Below are 14,932 nucleotides of genomic sequence, written 5' to 3'. Positions count from 1 at the left end.
AAATGAAAATGCTTCATTTAATTATTACTCTAATTCTTGTGACTTCTTGTGCGCCAAGAAAAGTATGTGGTGGAAGTGGGGGCAAAAGATGTGTAGAAATTACAATTAAATCGCACTCAAAAACAATTTCTTAAAAACCAGCCTTCTTCTTTTATTACAGTTCTTAAATTTAGTCTTCTTGCATCATATCAATATGTCGGTCATGATACCCTAGTAAATATAAAATACCGTCAAGCCCTAAACTAGAAATTGATGTAGATGCATTTTCTTTTACCTTTGGTTTAGCATGAAAAGCAATTCCTAATCCTGCCAAATTTAACATGGGTAAATCATTTGCTCCGTCACCAACTGCAATAGTTTGATTGATGTGTATTCCTTCTCGTTCTGCAATGGCTTTTAGATATTCGGCTTTTTTCTGACCATCAACGATTTCTCCTAAATACTTTCCGGTCAGTTTACCATCAACAATTTCCAATTGATTGGCATACACGTAATCTATTCCCAACTCTTTTTGTAAAAACTCTCCAAAATAGGTAAATCCTCCTGATAAAATGGCGGTTTTGTATCCGTAATATTTTAAGGCTTTCATTAAGCGATGTGCTCCTTTAGTTATAGGCAAGTTTTTAGCAACATTTTGCAATACATCTTCGCTCAATCCTTCTAGCAAAGCCATTCTTTTCTTAAAGCTTTCGCTAAAATCTATTTCGCCGTTCATCGCCGATTCAGTAATTGCACGTACTTGCTCCCCTACTCCTGCTAATTCAGCAAGTTCGTCTATTACTTCAGTTTGGATTAATGTTGAATCCATATCAAAACAAACTAATCGTCTGTTTCTTCTATACATATTGTCCTCTTGAAAGGCAATGTCGACATCCAAATCTCCCGAAATTTGCATAAAACTTGCATTTATAGCTGTTTTATCAATTACATTACCCGTTACGGATAATTGAATGCAGCAACGTGGATACTCTTCAATGTCAACTACAGAAGTTCTTCCTGTTAATCGTATGATAGAATCAATATTCAAATTTTGGTCAGACATAATTTTTGTCACCGCAGCTAATTGAACTGCAGTCAGCTTTTCTCCTAAAATATTGATAATATAACGTTGTTTCCGTTGTCCTTTTACCCAAATTTCGTAATCAGGAATTGTGATAGGGATAAAATTAACCTTGATGCCTAATTCATAAGCTTTGAAAAGTAAATCTTTTAAAACAGCAGCTGAACTAGATCCTGCTTTTACTTCAAATAAAATACCCAAAGATAGTGTGTCGTGAATATCGGCTTGACCAATGTCTAAAATAATAGCATCATAAGTCGCCAATATGGATGTTAAACCAGCAGTTACACCTGGCTTGTCCTGACCAGAAACTTTTAATAAAATAATTTCTTTATCTTCTATTGCCATTTCTATATAAATTGATTTGTGATGGGCAAAAATCGACAATCTATTGCTTATAAAAAAGAATATCTTGTGTTTTTTCATAAAGAGAAAATGAAACCTTACTTTCTCATCCGAAGATCTAGATTAGATTTCTTTTAACCAAAAAAACCTGATCAAATCTTTAAACAGGTTTTTATTTTTTAAAAAAAAAATTTATGAAGCGATTTCTAAACGTTTCAATAGATTTTTCTTGACGTCCCTTATTTATATAAATAGTATTATAAAGAATTTAATCCTCGAGCTTGTTCAATATTTAATTAATATAATAACCTATTTAACAGCAAATTAACTCTGCTGTTTTTTGTTTTCTAGATAAATTTTAACTAACTTTAAGTAATCGATTTTAATAATTTTAACAACTATTAGTTTATGAAAGAAGAAAAATATAAATATTTTAAAAATTTTTTAAATATTCCACAAGTGGAAACCAGAAACCACTTTAATAAACGGGGCGGAACCGAAAAGCCTTACGAGTAGGAAATTAAAATATTAGAAATCATGAAGTATTCTAAATTATCGTTTTTTAGTGCTTTATTTATTTTATTTTCTGGCACTATAATAGCGCAAGTAGTCACCATTCCAGATGCCAATTTTAAGGCAGCTTTGATTACCCTAGGCGTGGACACTAATACTGACGGACAAATACAGGCTGGTGAAGCATTAGTTCCTACCTATTTAAATTTAAAATCTAAATCGATAGTGAATTTAACAGGAATTAAAAGCTTTTCTAACCTAACAACATTGTACGTTGATACTAACCAACTAGCAAGCCTTGATGTTTCAGGATTAACAAAATTAACTACATTATCATGTAATAACAATTCACTTACAACACTAACATTAACTGGATTATTAAATTTAACCTCTTTAGATTTTTCAAATAATCAACTTACCTCTTTTGATGCAACAGGGTTAACGAAATTATCAACATTAACTTGTAATTTTAACAAATTGCCCTCTTTAAACATAACTGGTTTAACTTTATTAAGTACTTTGAATTGTAACGATAACCTGCTGACTTCTCTTGATGTTTCCGGCTTAACTAAATTAGTTTATTTATATTGTTACAACAACTATGGTCTAAACGACATAGACGCTTCAGGCTGTATAGCATTAACAACTCTTTACGACTACGACCCCTACAATTATAACAATAGTGATCCTATAAAAAATTTAAATTTATCAGGCTGTAAAGCAATAAGTTATTATGACTCTAGCCAGATAAAAACCACACTTGTCTCTTTGAATTTATCAAATTGCACAGGGTTAACCTCTGCTATTATTAATGCCAATGACCTATTGACCACATTAGATGTAAGTGGTTGTACCCTATTAAATTCATTAAGTGTGGCCAACAATCCGCTTCTTACTTCCCTCGATGTCTCAGGTTTGACGAAATTAAACAGTTTATCCTGTAACAACAATGCTTTAACCACAGCTACATTTGATACCACAGGTTTAATAAATTTAACCACTTTAAATTTTTCAAATAATCAACTAGCCTCTTTTGATGCAACAGGCTTAACAAAATTAACCACATTAACCTGTAATTTTAATAAATTGACCTCTTTAAATGTAACAGGCTTAACTTTATTGAGCAGTTTAGATTGTAGCAATAACTTACTGACTTCAATCAATGTTTCTGGCTTAAATTCATTGAGCAGTTTGAATTGTAATGATAACCTGCTGAGTTCAATTAATGTTTCTGGCTTAACTAAATTAGTTTATCTGTATTGTTATAATAACGACAGCCTAAGCGACATAAATGCTTCTGGATGTATTGCCTTAACAACTCTTTACTACTACAACCCTTACGCCTACAACATTAGTGATCCTATAAAAAAATTAAATTTATCAGGCTGTAAAGCAATAACTTATTATGATTCCAGTATTATAAAAACTACGCTTACTACTTTAGATTTATCTAATTGTACAGGACTAATCTCAATAGTTTTAAATAACAATGACCTATTAAACACATTAAGTGTAAGTGGTTGCTCATTATTAACTACATTAAGTGTGACTCATAATCCGCTTCTTACGTCCTTAGATGTGTCTGGATTATCCAAGTTAACTAGTCTTGCCTGTAATGATAATGCGTTAACCACAACTACCTTAAAAATGACAGGTTTAACGCTTTTGTCAACTTTGGATTTTTCTAATAATCTACTGAGCACTTTTGACGCATCAACTTTTACTAAATTAACCTCTTTAATCTGTAATTTAAATAAATTAACCTCTTTAAATGTATCGGGGTTGACTTTATTAAGCAATATTAATTGTGATGACAACCTACTGACTTCAATAAATGTTTCGGGCTTAACCAAATTAGTTTATTTGTATTGTTACAACAATGATAGCCTAACCGACATAAATGCTTCAGGCTGTCTTGCTTTGACAACTCTTTACTATTACAACCCCTACTCCTACAACATTAGCAATCCTATAAAAAATTTAAATTTATCTGGATGTAAAGCCTTGACTTCCTATGATTCCAGCCAGATAAAAACTACACTTATTTCTTTGGATTTGTCTAATTGTACCGCGCTAACCTATCTGACTTTAAACAGCAATGACTTGTTAACCACTTTGAACGTAAGCGGTTGTTCTTTATTAAATACTTTTAGTGTGACTAATAATCCCCTTCTTACCTCCTTAGATTTGACGGGATTGGCAAAAATAACCAGTTTAGCTTGTAACAATAATGCTTTAACTACAGCTTCCTTAAAAATGACTGGTTTGATTAATTTAACAACTTTGGATTTTTCAAATAATAAACTGACTACTTTTGATGCAACTACATTTACTAAATTAACTACGTTAACTTGTAATTCAAATAAATTGACCTCTTTAAATATAACAGGTCTAAGTTTATTAAGCAGTTTGAATTGTGTGGATAACCAGCTAACTTCTCTTAATGTTTCGGGATTAACCAAATTAGTTTATTTGTATTGTTATAACAACCCTACACTTTCCGACATTAATGCTTCTGGATGCCTTAGCATAACAACTCTTTATTACTATGACCCATATAGTTACAACAATAGCGATCCTATAAAAAATTTAAATATATCAGGCTGTAAAGCAATAACTTATTATGACTCCAGCCAGATAAAAACTACTCTTACTTCTTTGGATTTGTCAAATTGTACAGGGTTAACTTCTGCAACTTTAAATAACAACGATTTATTAACCACATTAGACCTTATAGGTTGCATTCAATTATCCTCATTAAGTGTAACTCATAATCCGCTCATTACGTCCTTAGACGTATCAGAATTAACAAAGTTAACTAGCTTAACTTGTAATAATAATGCGCTGACTACATTAAAAACGACAGGGTTAACACTTTTAACAACATTAGATTTCTCAAATAATAAACTAGTCACTTTTGATGCAACTGGTTTAACAAAATTAAACACATTAACCTGTAATTTTAACTTATTAACCTCGATAAATGTTACGGGATTAACGGCATTAGAAAATATAAGTTGTACGGATAATAAATTAACACAATTAGATTTTACAACTAATTCTAAACTTACATATATTGTTTGTAATTTCAATTCTATTACAGGAATCGATTTAAGAAATAGTTTAACCAATTCAGTAACTCTTTATGCAACTGATAATACTTCGTTATCAAGTATTTGTAAAGATTCGGGAGACGTAATATCTGGAAGTTGGGATAATAGTATTATCCCTGCATTTTCTCCAGCTCCAACTGGTTCTGCTACTCAGACATTATGCAATTCTGCTGCAAAAGTATCTAATCTTGTCGCCACTGGTGCTGCTATAAAATGGTATGCAAGTGCTACTTTAGGTACTCCTCTAGCTGCCACTACAGATTTAGTCGATGGAACAACGTACTATGCTAGTCAAACTTTAAATTCTTGTGAAGGCACCTCACGTTTAGCGGTAAAAGCAACTGTCATCGTAACTGCTATTCCAACTGGAACTGCAACACAAACATTCTGTAATACTGCAAAAATATCTAATTTAGTTGTAACAGGAACTGCCGTAAAATGGTATGCTAGCGCAACTTTAGGAACTGCTCTTGTCTCTACAACAGATTTAGTTGACAACTCGACTTATTACGCAAGTCAAACTTTAAATTCTTGTGAAAGCCAACGTTTAGCAGTAAAAGTGATTGTTAATACAACTCCAATACCTACTGGAACTACAACACAAGCATTTTGCAATACTGGAAAAATAGCTGATTTATTTGTCACAGGAACTGCCGTAAAATGGTATGCTACTGCAACTTTAGGTACTGCTTTGGCCAACACTACAGATTTAGTGAATAATACGACATATTATGTAAGCCAAACTTTAAATTCTTGTGAAAGTGCCTCCCGTTTAGCTGTAAAAACGCTAATTAATGTAACGTCTGTACCTACAGGAACAGCTACACAAGCATTTTGTAATTCAGGGAAAGTATCTGATTTAGTTGCCTCAGGAACTGCCGTAAAATGGTATGCTACTCCAACTTTAGGAACCGCTTTAGCAACGACAACAAATTTAACTGATAATACGACGTACTATGCAAGCCAAACTTTAAATTCTTGTGAGAGTGTTTCACGATTAGCTGTAAAAGCAGTGATTAACATAACTGCTGCACCTACAGGAACTGCAACACAAACATTCTGCAACTCAGGGAAAATAGCTGATTTAGTTGCCACAGGAACTACTATAAAATGGTATGATTCTGCAACTTCTGGCACTGCTGTTACCACCAATACAGCTTTAGTTGACGGCACAACATATTATGCAAGTCAAACTTTAAATTCTTGTGAAAGCGTTTCACGATTAGCTGTTAATGCAACAATCAAAACAACGGCTGCGCCATCAGGATCAGTTGCACAAACCTTTGAAATTGGAAAAACTATAGCAGATATAGTAATTGTTGGAACAAATATACTTTGGTATGCTTCATCATCTGATGCCATTTCAGGTGTAAACCCATTAGAAACAACAACTCAATTAATAAATGCAACAACATATTATGCCACTCAAACATTGGAAGGTTGTTCTAGCATGAACAGTTTAGCTGTTACGATTACTGTTACATTAGGTATTGATAGTTTTGATTCTAGTACTTACCATTACTATCCTAATCCAGTTCAGGATAATTTGAATTTATCTTATGGTCTTAAATTAACAAGCATAAAAATATTTAACACTATTGGACAAGAAGTATATTTTAAAAATTTAAATGACTTTTCGTTCAAAATCGATATGTCAAACTTTAAGGATGGAATTTATTTTGTCGAATTGAAATCAAATAATACTTCAAATATCATCAAAGTAATAAAAAACAAACTTTAATTTTAGAAAATGTCTCCTAAAAAAAGGATGTTTTTAGGAAACTAACGAATCATTTATCACATTAAAATCATTAATGAACAAAAAATCCCCTTCAGTACAATACTGACGAAGGGGATTTTTTTATGTAGTTATTATAAATTAAGAGGCTATTTCCAATCGTTTTAATAAGCTTTTATTTAATGTGTCTTCTGTATAATTTTTATCAATTAGTAACATTTTTTCGTCAGAACTAGGAAGTTCATACATCGCATCTGTTAAAATTGCTTCACATAATGAACGCAGTCCTCGAGCTCCAAGTTTATATTCTAATGCTTTATCAACAATAAAATCTAATGCATCATCGGTAATGGTAAAATCAACATCATCCATGGCAAATAACTTTTGGTATTGTTTGATTAAAGCATTTTTAGGCTCGGTTAAAATAGCTCTTAGTGTTTCTCTATCTAAAGGATCCATATGAGTCAATACTGGTAAACGACCGATTATTTCAGGTATTAAACCAAAATCTTTAATATCTTTTGGAATAATATATTGCAATAAATTGTCCTTATCTATATTATCTACATTTTTTGAAGTACTGTACCCTACTGCCTGACGGTTTAAACGTTTAGAAATAATTCGTTCTATACCATCAAAGGCACCACCCGCTATAAATAAAATGTCTTTAGTATTTACTTCTACAAACTTTTGATCTGGATGTTTTCTTCCACCTTTAGGCGGAACATTTACAACAGTTCCTTCTAATAATTTAAGTAAAGCTTGTTGTACTCCTTCTCCTGAAACATCACGAGTTATAGATGGATTGTCGCTTTTACGAGCAATTTTATCTATTTCGTCAATAAATACAATTCCTCTTTCAGCTTTATGCACATCATAATCGGCAGCTTGTAACAAACGAGTTAAAATACTTTCAACATCTTCTCCTACATAACCCGCTTCAGTTAATACAGTAGCATCTACAATTGCTAATGGAACATCTAACATTCTTGCAATAGTTTTTGCCACCAAAGTTTTGCCTGTTCCTGTTTGGCCTACCATGATTATGTTGCTTTTTTCAATATCAACATCGTCGTTTAATTGTTGTTGCATTAAACGTTTGTAATGATTGTAAACCGCAACTGCCATAACTTTTTTAGTCTGATCCTGACCAATAACATATTGATCTAAGAAAGCTCTGATTTCTTGCGGTTTTTTTAAAATCAAATCAGCAACCAATTTTGATTTACCGTTTGTTTTTAATTCCTCAAGAACAATTCCGTGAGCTTGCTCGATACATTTGTCGCAAATATGTGCATTTATACCTGCTATTAAAAGATTGGTTTCTGGCTTTTTACGGCCACAAAATGAACAATCTAATACTTCTTTTGCCATTCTATTTTTTGTTAGAAGTTGGAAGTTGGAAGATAGAAGTCCGCAATCGTACCTCTAATTTCTAACCTCTAACTTTAATTTATCGTCTTAAAACTTCGTCAATCATTCCGTACTCTTTTGCTTCATCAGCAATCATCCAATAATCGCGTTCACTGTCTTTATGTACTTTATCAAAAGTTTGTCCTGTATGTTGAGAAATTATCTGATACAATTCATCTTTTAATTTCAACATTTCACGAAGATTAATTTCCATATCAGTAGCAACTCCTTGAGCTCCGCCAGAAGGCTGATGAATCATTACTCTTGAATGTGGTAATGCCGAACGTTTTCCCGCTGCACCAGCACACAATAAAACGGCTCCCATAGAAGCTGCCATTCCGGTACAAATTGTTGCAACGTCTGGCTTAATGTATTGCATGGTATCATAAATCCCTAAGCCAGCATAAACGCTACCGCCTGGAGAATTAAGATAAATTTGAATGTCTTTTGTGGCATCAGCACTTTCTAAAAACAATAGCTGTGCTTGAACAATATTTGCGATTTGATCGTCTATTCCTGTTCCTAAAAAAATGATTCTATCCATCATTAATCGCGAAAAAACATCTAATTGAGAAATATTCAATTGGCGTTCCTCAATAATGTAGGGAGTCATCCCTGTTGGTGTCATTGCATGTACTAATTTATCATAATACAAGTTATTTACACCATGGTGCTTTGTAGCAAATTTTTTAAATTGCTTTGCCTGTTCGAGCGCAGCTCTCGGGTCTTTAGCGTAATTCATAGTATTTTATTCTTTTATCTTTTTTAAAAACAAATCGATTGTCAAAATGTGGTATTCAACCCTCAAATATACTAATTTTTTTTAAATCTACTCTCCGTAAGAGGCTGCAATGAATTCTTGGTAAGAAACTTCTTTAGTTTTTGCGTTCGCTTTCTCTTTAAAAAGTTGTAACATTTTCTCAGCAACAACCTGATCTGATAATCTTTTTACTTCTTCTTGTTTCGACAAAACTCTCGCAACAATACTTTCTACCTCTTGATCGGTAGGATTAGTTTGACCATATTGAGCCATTTGTTGTTTTATAGCTTTAAAAGTAAATGCTTTCAAATCTTCGAAAGTTATTTGAATATTACTCTGCGCCAATGCTTTTCCTTCTATTAACTGAAAACGCAATCCTTTTTCAGATCTAGCATATTCTACCTCAGCTTCAGCTGGCGATAATTTTTTTTCTCCAACAGTTTGCAACCATTTCTTTAAAAATTCAGCTGGCAAATCGAATTTTGTGTTTTCAATTAAAAAATCAGTTACGTCAGCCATTAATTTTTGATCTGCTTGTTGAGCAAACTGTTTTTCGGCATCTTCTTTAATTTTATTTTTCAATTCTTCTGATGAAGCCACTTGTCCTTCTCCAAAAAGTTTGTCGAATAATTCTTGATTCAATTCGGCTAATTCAGTTCCGTTAATTGTTTCGATCATAAAATCGACATCAACTGCTAAATCGTGAACTTCATCATGACTTACTTTTAGCACATCCATCAATTGATGATCGTCTTCAAACAACCCTTTAGTATTTACCGTAACAATGTCGCCTACTTTTTTACCTAGAAATTTATCTGCAGTTACTTTGTCTTTAAAAATAGATAATGAAAATGTAGCTGGTGTATTGATTTCTTTTTCTGCATTAGTGAAAATCCCAGAAATATCATGCGATTCTTCGACAACAGTTTGAGGAATTGGTGTTCCAAATTGTTTTTGAATTCGAATTACCTGATCTTCAATTAATTTATCGTCTGCTGAGATTACATATTTTATTATGTTGTTTTCTGCTTCTAAATTCAAATCAAATTCTGGAGCTAAACCTATTTCGTATTCAAAAACCAAATCTTCTTCATCCCAAGAAAAATTCTCATTAACTTTAGGAAGTGGTGTTCCTAATAAGTTTAATCTTTCTGATTGAATATAACGAGTTAAAGCCAATTCAACAACTTTGTTAACCTCTTCAATTTTTATGGCACGACCGTATTGTTTTTCGACAAGATCTCTAGGAACTGCTCCTTTTCTAAATCCTTTAACAGTTGCTAAAGGCATTTTTTCGTTTATTCTTTTCTTAACTTGACCTTGGTATTCCATTTTTGTAACTGTCATTACAATTACTTCGGTTACATTATCAATTGCTACTCTTTTAATATCCATTTTCCTTCTTTAATTTACGTAATAAAATTGGGTCGCAAAATTAGAACATTTTTGCAACCCAACCAAGTTTTTAATGTATTGTTGTTTAATTATTTATCGCCACCTGTAACTTTAAAAATAATTGATTGAGAAATGGATAAAATTATACTGAAAAACAGCGCTGTAAAGAATGTATCTACATGAAATCCTCCCACTATATTGGTACACAAAAGAATAATTACCGCATTGATTACCAATAAAAACAATCCAAATGTGATTAGTGTTACTGGCAATGTCAACAAAATTAAAATGGGTTTTATAAAAATATTAAGCAAACTTAAAACTACCGCTACTATAATTGATGTTGTAAAACTATCGACAACAACACCTGGCATAAAGTGAGCAATAATTAATACTAATAGGGCAGTAAGTAGAATTCTAATGAGTAATTTCATGTGTGTATGTTTTTATTTTTGAATAAATATACTATTTTTTAATTTCTTAAAAAATTAATTTTCTCTTAAAAAAGCGATTGTCTTGTCATAAAAAGCAACTGGATTTTCAGCATGAAGCCAATGCCCAACATTAGGTACAGTTTCGATTATTGCGTTTGGAAAATGATTTTTGATGTTTTCAAAATCTTCATCTTTAATATAATTCGAATTTCCTCCGCGAAGAAAAAAAGTAGGATTCTTAAAAATAGCATTCGATGGAAGCGCTACACCTATTTGCTCAATTTCCTTATTGAAAATAGGTAAATTGAAACGAAATGCCAATTGCCCAGACTCTTGCCAATACAAACTTTTCATTAAAAATTGTCGGGTGCTAAAATCTGGAATATGCTCTTTTAAAATTTCATCTACTCTTGTACGATCTGGTTTTAGTGAAAAATCGACTGCATTTAATCCTGCTAAAATGTCTTGATGATGTGGTTTGTAATATTTAGGACCTATATCGGCAACTATTAATTTATTAACTATTTCTGGATAGGTAGTAGCAAAAAGCATGGCCACTTTTCCGCCCATAGAGTGTCCAATAATCTCAATTTTTTGCAAATTATGCGCCATGCAATAGGCTAATATATCTTCCACCATGACTTCATAACTGAATACATTCGAATGAAAACTTCTGCCGTGATTGCGCAAATCAAGCATATGAACTTGAAAACCCTCGGTTGCATATTGCGTTCCTAGTGTTTTCCAATTATCGGACATTCCTAAAAATCCGTGTAGAATTAATAATGGTTTACCTTGTCCTTCTATTTTTGAGTAGAGCATGACGATTTATGATTTTAAATTGATGGTTTATGCAAATAAATATTATTTCAATTTATGCAAATACATATTAATCACATTATCCAATCCTAGATAAAGAGCTTCTGAAATCAAGGCATGACCAATAGAAACTTCTAATAAATTGGGAATATTTTGTTTGAAATACTCGATGTTTTCAAGACTTAAATCGTGTCCTGCATTAATTCCTAATCCCAATTCATTGGCTAAATTGGCAGCAGCAACATAAGGCTGAATTCCGTTTTTATTGCCAAGGCTGAATTGATCTGCAAAAGCTTCCGTATACAACTCAATCCTTTCGGCTCCTGTGGCTTTTGCACCTTCTATCATTTCTAGAACAGGATCTACAAATATAGATGTCCGGATGTTATTGCGTTGAAATTCCTGAGTGATTTCCTTGAGAAAGGATTGATGCTTTATAGTATTCCAACCAGCATTTGAAGTAATCGTATCGATAGCATCAGGCACTAAAGTGACTTGAGTAGGTTTAATTTCTAACACTAAATCGATGAATGATTTTTCAGGATTACCTTCGATATTGTATTCGGTGTAAACAATCGATTTTAAATCTCGTGCGTCTTGATACCTAATGTGTCGCTCGTCTGGGCGTGGATGAATCGTGATCCCTTTGGCACCATATTCCTGAATGTGTTTAGCGACTTGCAATAAATCAGGTACATTTCCGCCACGCGCATTTCGCAAAGTGGCTATTTTATTAATGTTTACACTTAGTTTTGTCATTACAAATAAAATTATATGTGAATTATATTATTAAAACAACAAAAATACAAAGTTAAACTAGGTGTTATTGTATAAATTTGATTAATTTGCATGAACAATTTAGTGATAGCGATATGACAGAAATTAAAGATTATATTACAAATGATTTTAAAGCAATTAACAGTGAAGAAACAATTGCTGATGTTCATGATATTTTTCATGAATTACCTTTTTCTCATTTTCCTGTTTTAGAAGATAATATTTACATAGGCAGTATTACCTTAGACGATATTGAAACTTTTGACAGTGACAAAAAAGTAAGCGACTATAAATTTACTTTAGAGGGATTTTTTGCAAGAAGCTCAATGATTTGGCTTGATGTATTAGAAGTATTTGCTAAAAACCACACCAATGTTGTTCCGGTTTTAAACGAAAGCAATAGCTATTTGGGCTATTATGAATTAGAAGATATTATTAAGTTTTTTCATGAAACACCGTTTTTAAAAGAACCAGGCGGTATTATTGTTGTAAAAAAAGGGATTTTAGATTATTCAATGAGTCAAATTACTCAAATTGTAGAAAGCAATAATGGCAAGCTTTTGGGGTTATTTATTTCTGAATCTGATGTTCAAAGTGTTCAAATTACTGTAAAAATTAGTTTAGGAGCAATGAATAATATCATACAAACCTTTAGAAGATACAATTATGAAATTATCTCCGAACATCAAGAAGACAACTATATCAACAATCTTAAAGAACGTTCGGATTATTTAGATAAATACCTTAATATATAGGTAGATTTGTAGATTAAGATTATTTAGTAATTTAGATAATAAAATCTACAAACAAGAAATCAGCAAAAGAATGAAAGTAGCCATTTACGGACAATATTACCAAAATAGTACTGAACCTATCATTAAAGATATTTTCATTTTTTTTAATAAAAACAATGTTGAGATGGTCATTGATTTGTCTTTCTTGAAAACATTGTATGAAAAAGGAATCATTCAAAAAGAGTATAAAACCTTCAGTTCTCATAGTGAATTAGATAGTAGTTTTGATATGTTTATAAGCATTGGTGGCGACGGAACCATATTAAGAGCGGCTACTTTAGTTCGGAAATCTGGAATCCCTATTCTCGGAATAAATGCTGGCAGACTTGGATTTTTAGCATCAGTACAAAAAGACAATATAGCAGCTTTTCTTCAATTTATTATTGAAAAGAAATACACCATTTCTCCTAGAACTTTATTATCACTAAGTAGCAAATCAAAAATTGAAGGCTTAAAAGATATTAATTTTGCTATGAATGAAATTACAGTCAGCAGAAAAGATACTACCTCAATGATTACTATTGAAACTCATTTGAATGGCGAATATTTAAATTCGTATTGGGCTGATGGATTAATTGTGGCCACTCCAACTGGATCTACAGGGTATTCTATGAGTTGCGGCGGACCAATTTTAACTCCCGAAGTAAAAAGTTTAGTGATTACCCCAATTGCGCCTCATAATTTAAATGCCAGACCTCTAGTTATTCCTGATAAAACTGAAATTCAATTAAAAGTATCTGGACGAGAGGAACACTGTTTGGTTTCATTAGATTCTAGAATTGCCTCTATAAAAAACGAATCTGTACTAATTATAAAAAAGACGTCTTTTAAAATCAATATGGTTGAAATTCACGAAGAAACGTTCCTGAAAACACTTCGAAATAAATTGCTTTGGGGAGAAGACAAAAGAAATTAATTTTTTTTTAAAACCATCATTATACTACAATCTATTCATTCTGCGTTTTGCTAAGTAATCCCCAGAAGAAAACAAGGACTTTATTAATCGTAATGATATAATTTATTAGAAATACTGATTTCATGACTGTATCGTATTCATAATTATTATATTTGCACGCTATTTTTATCACAATGAATAGAATTTATTTATTTTTATTTTTATTTTACAGTCTGGTAACTAAAGCTCAAATTCACGAAATTGGTTTGTTTTTGGGAGGAAGCAATTATATAGGCGAAATTGGAAAAACGAGCTATATTGCTCCCGACGAACCAGCTTTTGGTATTTTGTACAAATGGAATAAAAGCCCAAGGCATTCTTGGAGAGCATCTTATACCTATTCTAAAATAAGTGGTAACGATAAAAACGCATCGGAACCTGCAAGAAAACAAAGAGGGTACCGTTTCGAAAACAGTATAAAAGAATTATCTTTAGGGCTTGAATTTGATTTTTTTGATTTTGATTTGCATGATTCTGAACCAAAATTTACACCTTATGTTTATTCTGGATTGAGTTATACACGTTACGACGGATTGTATTTCCTAAACGGAGATGTAAGGACTGACAAAGCATACGGAACAATAGCAATTCCGATGACTGTAGGAATAAAAACGAGGCTAATAAATCATTTGATTTTAGGGTTTGAAGCTGGAGCAAGATATAGTTTTAAAGATGATTTGGACGGGAGCAATCCGACTAACGAAAAATTTGAGAATTTACAATTTGGAAACACAAATAGTAATGACTGGTATGTATTTACAGGATTTACTTTGACCTATACATTTGGGAATAAACCTTGCTTTTGTGCACAATAAA

12 protein-coding genes are annotated in these 14,932 nt (G+C 32.1%); 5 read left to right on the top strand and 7 right to left on the bottom strand.

Going from position 1 to position 14,932, the window contains the following annotated elements; translation table 11 throughout:
- The first annotated feature begins 2 nt into the window (after window positions 1–2).
- Complete coding sequence (locus tag F6464_RS14735; protein WP_262714077.1) at window positions 3–134, top strand: hypothetical protein; 132 nt, start codon at window positions 3–5, stop codon at window positions 132–134.
- 35 nt (window positions 135–169) lie between these two features.
- Here F6464_RS14735 and serB read toward each other — a convergent pair whose 3' ends face one another.
- Window positions 170–1,408, bottom strand: coding sequence for a phosphoserine phosphatase SerB (gene serB / locus F6464_RS08560; protein ID WP_151107499.1), 1,239 nt, complete (start codon window positions 1,406–1,408; stop codon window positions 170–172).
- A 534-nt stretch (window positions 1,409–1,942) separates the two neighbouring features.
- Here serB and F6464_RS08555 point away from each other — a divergent pair.
- Window positions 1,943–6,772 carry a leucine-rich repeat domain-containing protein gene (locus tag F6464_RS08555; RefSeq protein WP_151107389.1) on the top strand — a complete coding sequence of 1,610 codons (4,830 nt, stop codon included), beginning with the start codon at window positions 1,943–1,945 and terminating at the stop codon, window positions 6,770–6,772.
- Between the two features lie 138 nt (window positions 6,773–6,910).
- Here F6464_RS08555 and clpX read toward each other — a convergent pair whose 3' ends face one another.
- The 6 genes from clpX to F6464_RS08525 form a co-directional block, all read right to left on the bottom strand.
- Entirely contained in the window at window positions 6,911–8,143 is a 1,233-nt protein-coding gene (gene clpX / locus F6464_RS08550) for an ATP-dependent Clp protease ATP-binding subunit ClpX (RefSeq protein WP_151107388.1), read from the bottom strand.
- Between the two features lie 79 nt (window positions 8,144–8,222).
- On the bottom strand, window positions 8,223–8,924 hold the full coding sequence (clpP, locus tag F6464_RS08545) for an ATP-dependent Clp endopeptidase proteolytic subunit ClpP (protein WP_151107387.1): 702 nt from the start codon (window positions 8,922–8,924) through the stop codon (window positions 8,223–8,225).
- Window positions 8,925–9,011: 87 nt separating this feature from the next.
- Complete coding sequence (locus tag F6464_RS08540) at window positions 9,012–10,337, bottom strand: trigger factor (RefSeq protein ID WP_151107386.1); 1,326 nt, start codon at window positions 10,335–10,337, stop codon at window positions 9,012–9,014.
- 89 nt (window positions 10,338–10,426) lie between these two features.
- Window positions 10,427–10,771 carry a phage holin family protein gene (locus tag F6464_RS08535; protein WP_151107385.1) on the bottom strand — a complete coding sequence of 115 codons (345 nt, stop codon included), beginning with the start codon at window positions 10,769–10,771 and terminating at the stop codon, window positions 10,427–10,429.
- A 54-nt stretch (window positions 10,772–10,825) separates the two neighbouring features.
- Window positions 10,826–11,593: an alpha/beta fold hydrolase gene (locus F6464_RS08530; protein WP_151107384.1), complete on the bottom strand. Its 768-nt coding sequence runs from the start codon at window positions 11,591–11,593 to the stop codon at window positions 10,826–10,828.
- 42 nt (window positions 11,594–11,635) lie between these two features.
- Window positions 11,636–12,349: a pyridoxine 5'-phosphate synthase gene (locus tag F6464_RS08525; protein ID WP_151107383.1), complete on the bottom strand. Its 714-nt coding sequence runs from the start codon at window positions 12,347–12,349 to the stop codon at window positions 11,636–11,638.
- A gap of 113 nt (window positions 12,350–12,462) precedes the next feature.
- On the opposite strand from F6464_RS08525, the gene F6464_RS08520 reads away from it, so the two are divergent.
- The 3 genes from F6464_RS08520 to porG all read left to right on the top strand — a co-directional run bounded on the left by F6464_RS08520 (window position 12,463) and on the right by porG (window position 14,931).
- The gene (locus F6464_RS08520) at window positions 12,463–13,122 is read left to right on the top strand and encodes a CBS domain-containing protein (protein ID WP_151107382.1); all 660 of its coding nucleotides are present in this window, start codon (window positions 12,463–12,465) and stop codon (window positions 13,120–13,122) included.
- A 70-nt stretch (window positions 13,123–13,192) separates the two neighbouring features.
- The gene (locus tag F6464_RS08515; RefSeq protein WP_151107381.1) at window positions 13,193–14,077 is read left to right on the top strand and encodes an NAD kinase; all 885 of its coding nucleotides are present in this window, start codon (window positions 13,193–13,195) and stop codon (window positions 14,075–14,077) included.
- A 173-nt stretch (window positions 14,078–14,250) separates the two neighbouring features.
- On the top strand, window positions 14,251–14,931 hold the full coding sequence (porG, locus tag F6464_RS08510) for a type IX secretion system protein PorG (protein WP_151107380.1): 681 nt from the start codon (window positions 14,251–14,253) through the stop codon (window positions 14,929–14,931).
- Window position 14,932: the final 1 nt, after the last annotated feature.

This window comes from Flavobacterium luteum (assembly GCF_008806775.1).
Lineage (GTDB): Bacteria > Bacteroidota > Bacteroidia > Flavobacteriales > Flavobacteriaceae > Flavobacterium > Flavobacterium luteum.
This window is presented reverse-complemented; position numbering and strand designations above follow the sequence as displayed.

Excerpts from the sequence above, each read along its gene's own strand:
- F6464_RS14735 (WP_262714077.1), top strand. The coding sequence starts at position 3 with ATGAAAATGCTTCATTTAATTATTACTCTAATTCTTGTGACTTCTTGT.
- serB (WP_151107499.1), bottom strand. The coding sequence starts at position 1,408 with ATGGCAATAGAAGATAAAGAAATTATTTTATTAAAAGTTTCTGGTCAG.
- F6464_RS08555 (WP_151107389.1), top strand. The coding sequence starts at position 1,943 with ATGAAGTATTCTAAATTATCGTTTTTTAGTGCTTTATTTATTTTATTT.
- clpX (WP_151107388.1), bottom strand. The coding sequence starts at position 8,143 with ATGGCAAAAGAAGTATTAGATTGTTCATTTTGTGGCCGTAAAAAGCCA.
- clpP (WP_151107387.1), bottom strand. The coding sequence starts at position 8,924 with ATGAATTACGCTAAAGACCCGAGAGCTGCGCTCGAACAGGCAAAGCAA.
- F6464_RS08540 (WP_151107386.1), bottom strand. The coding sequence starts at position 10,337 with ATGGATATTAAAAGAGTAGCAATTGATAATGTAACCGAAGTAATTGTA.
- F6464_RS08535 (WP_151107385.1), bottom strand. The coding sequence starts at position 10,771 with ATGAAATTACTCATTAGAATTCTACTTACTGCCCTATTAGTATTAATT.
- F6464_RS08530 (WP_151107384.1), bottom strand. The coding sequence starts at position 11,593 with ATGCTCTACTCAAAAATAGAAGGACAAGGTAAACCATTATTAATTCTA.
- F6464_RS08525 (WP_151107383.1), bottom strand. The coding sequence starts at position 12,349 with ATGACAAAACTAAGTGTAAACATTAATAAAATAGCCACTTTGCGAAAT.
- F6464_RS08520 (WP_151107382.1), top strand. The coding sequence starts at position 12,463 with ATGACAGAAATTAAAGATTATATTACAAATGATTTTAAAGCAATTAAC.
- F6464_RS08515 (WP_151107381.1), top strand. The coding sequence starts at position 13,193 with ATGAAAGTAGCCATTTACGGACAATATTACCAAAATAGTACTGAACCT.
- porG (WP_151107380.1), top strand. The coding sequence starts at position 14,251 with ATGAATAGAATTTATTTATTTTTATTTTTATTTTACAGTCTGGTAACT.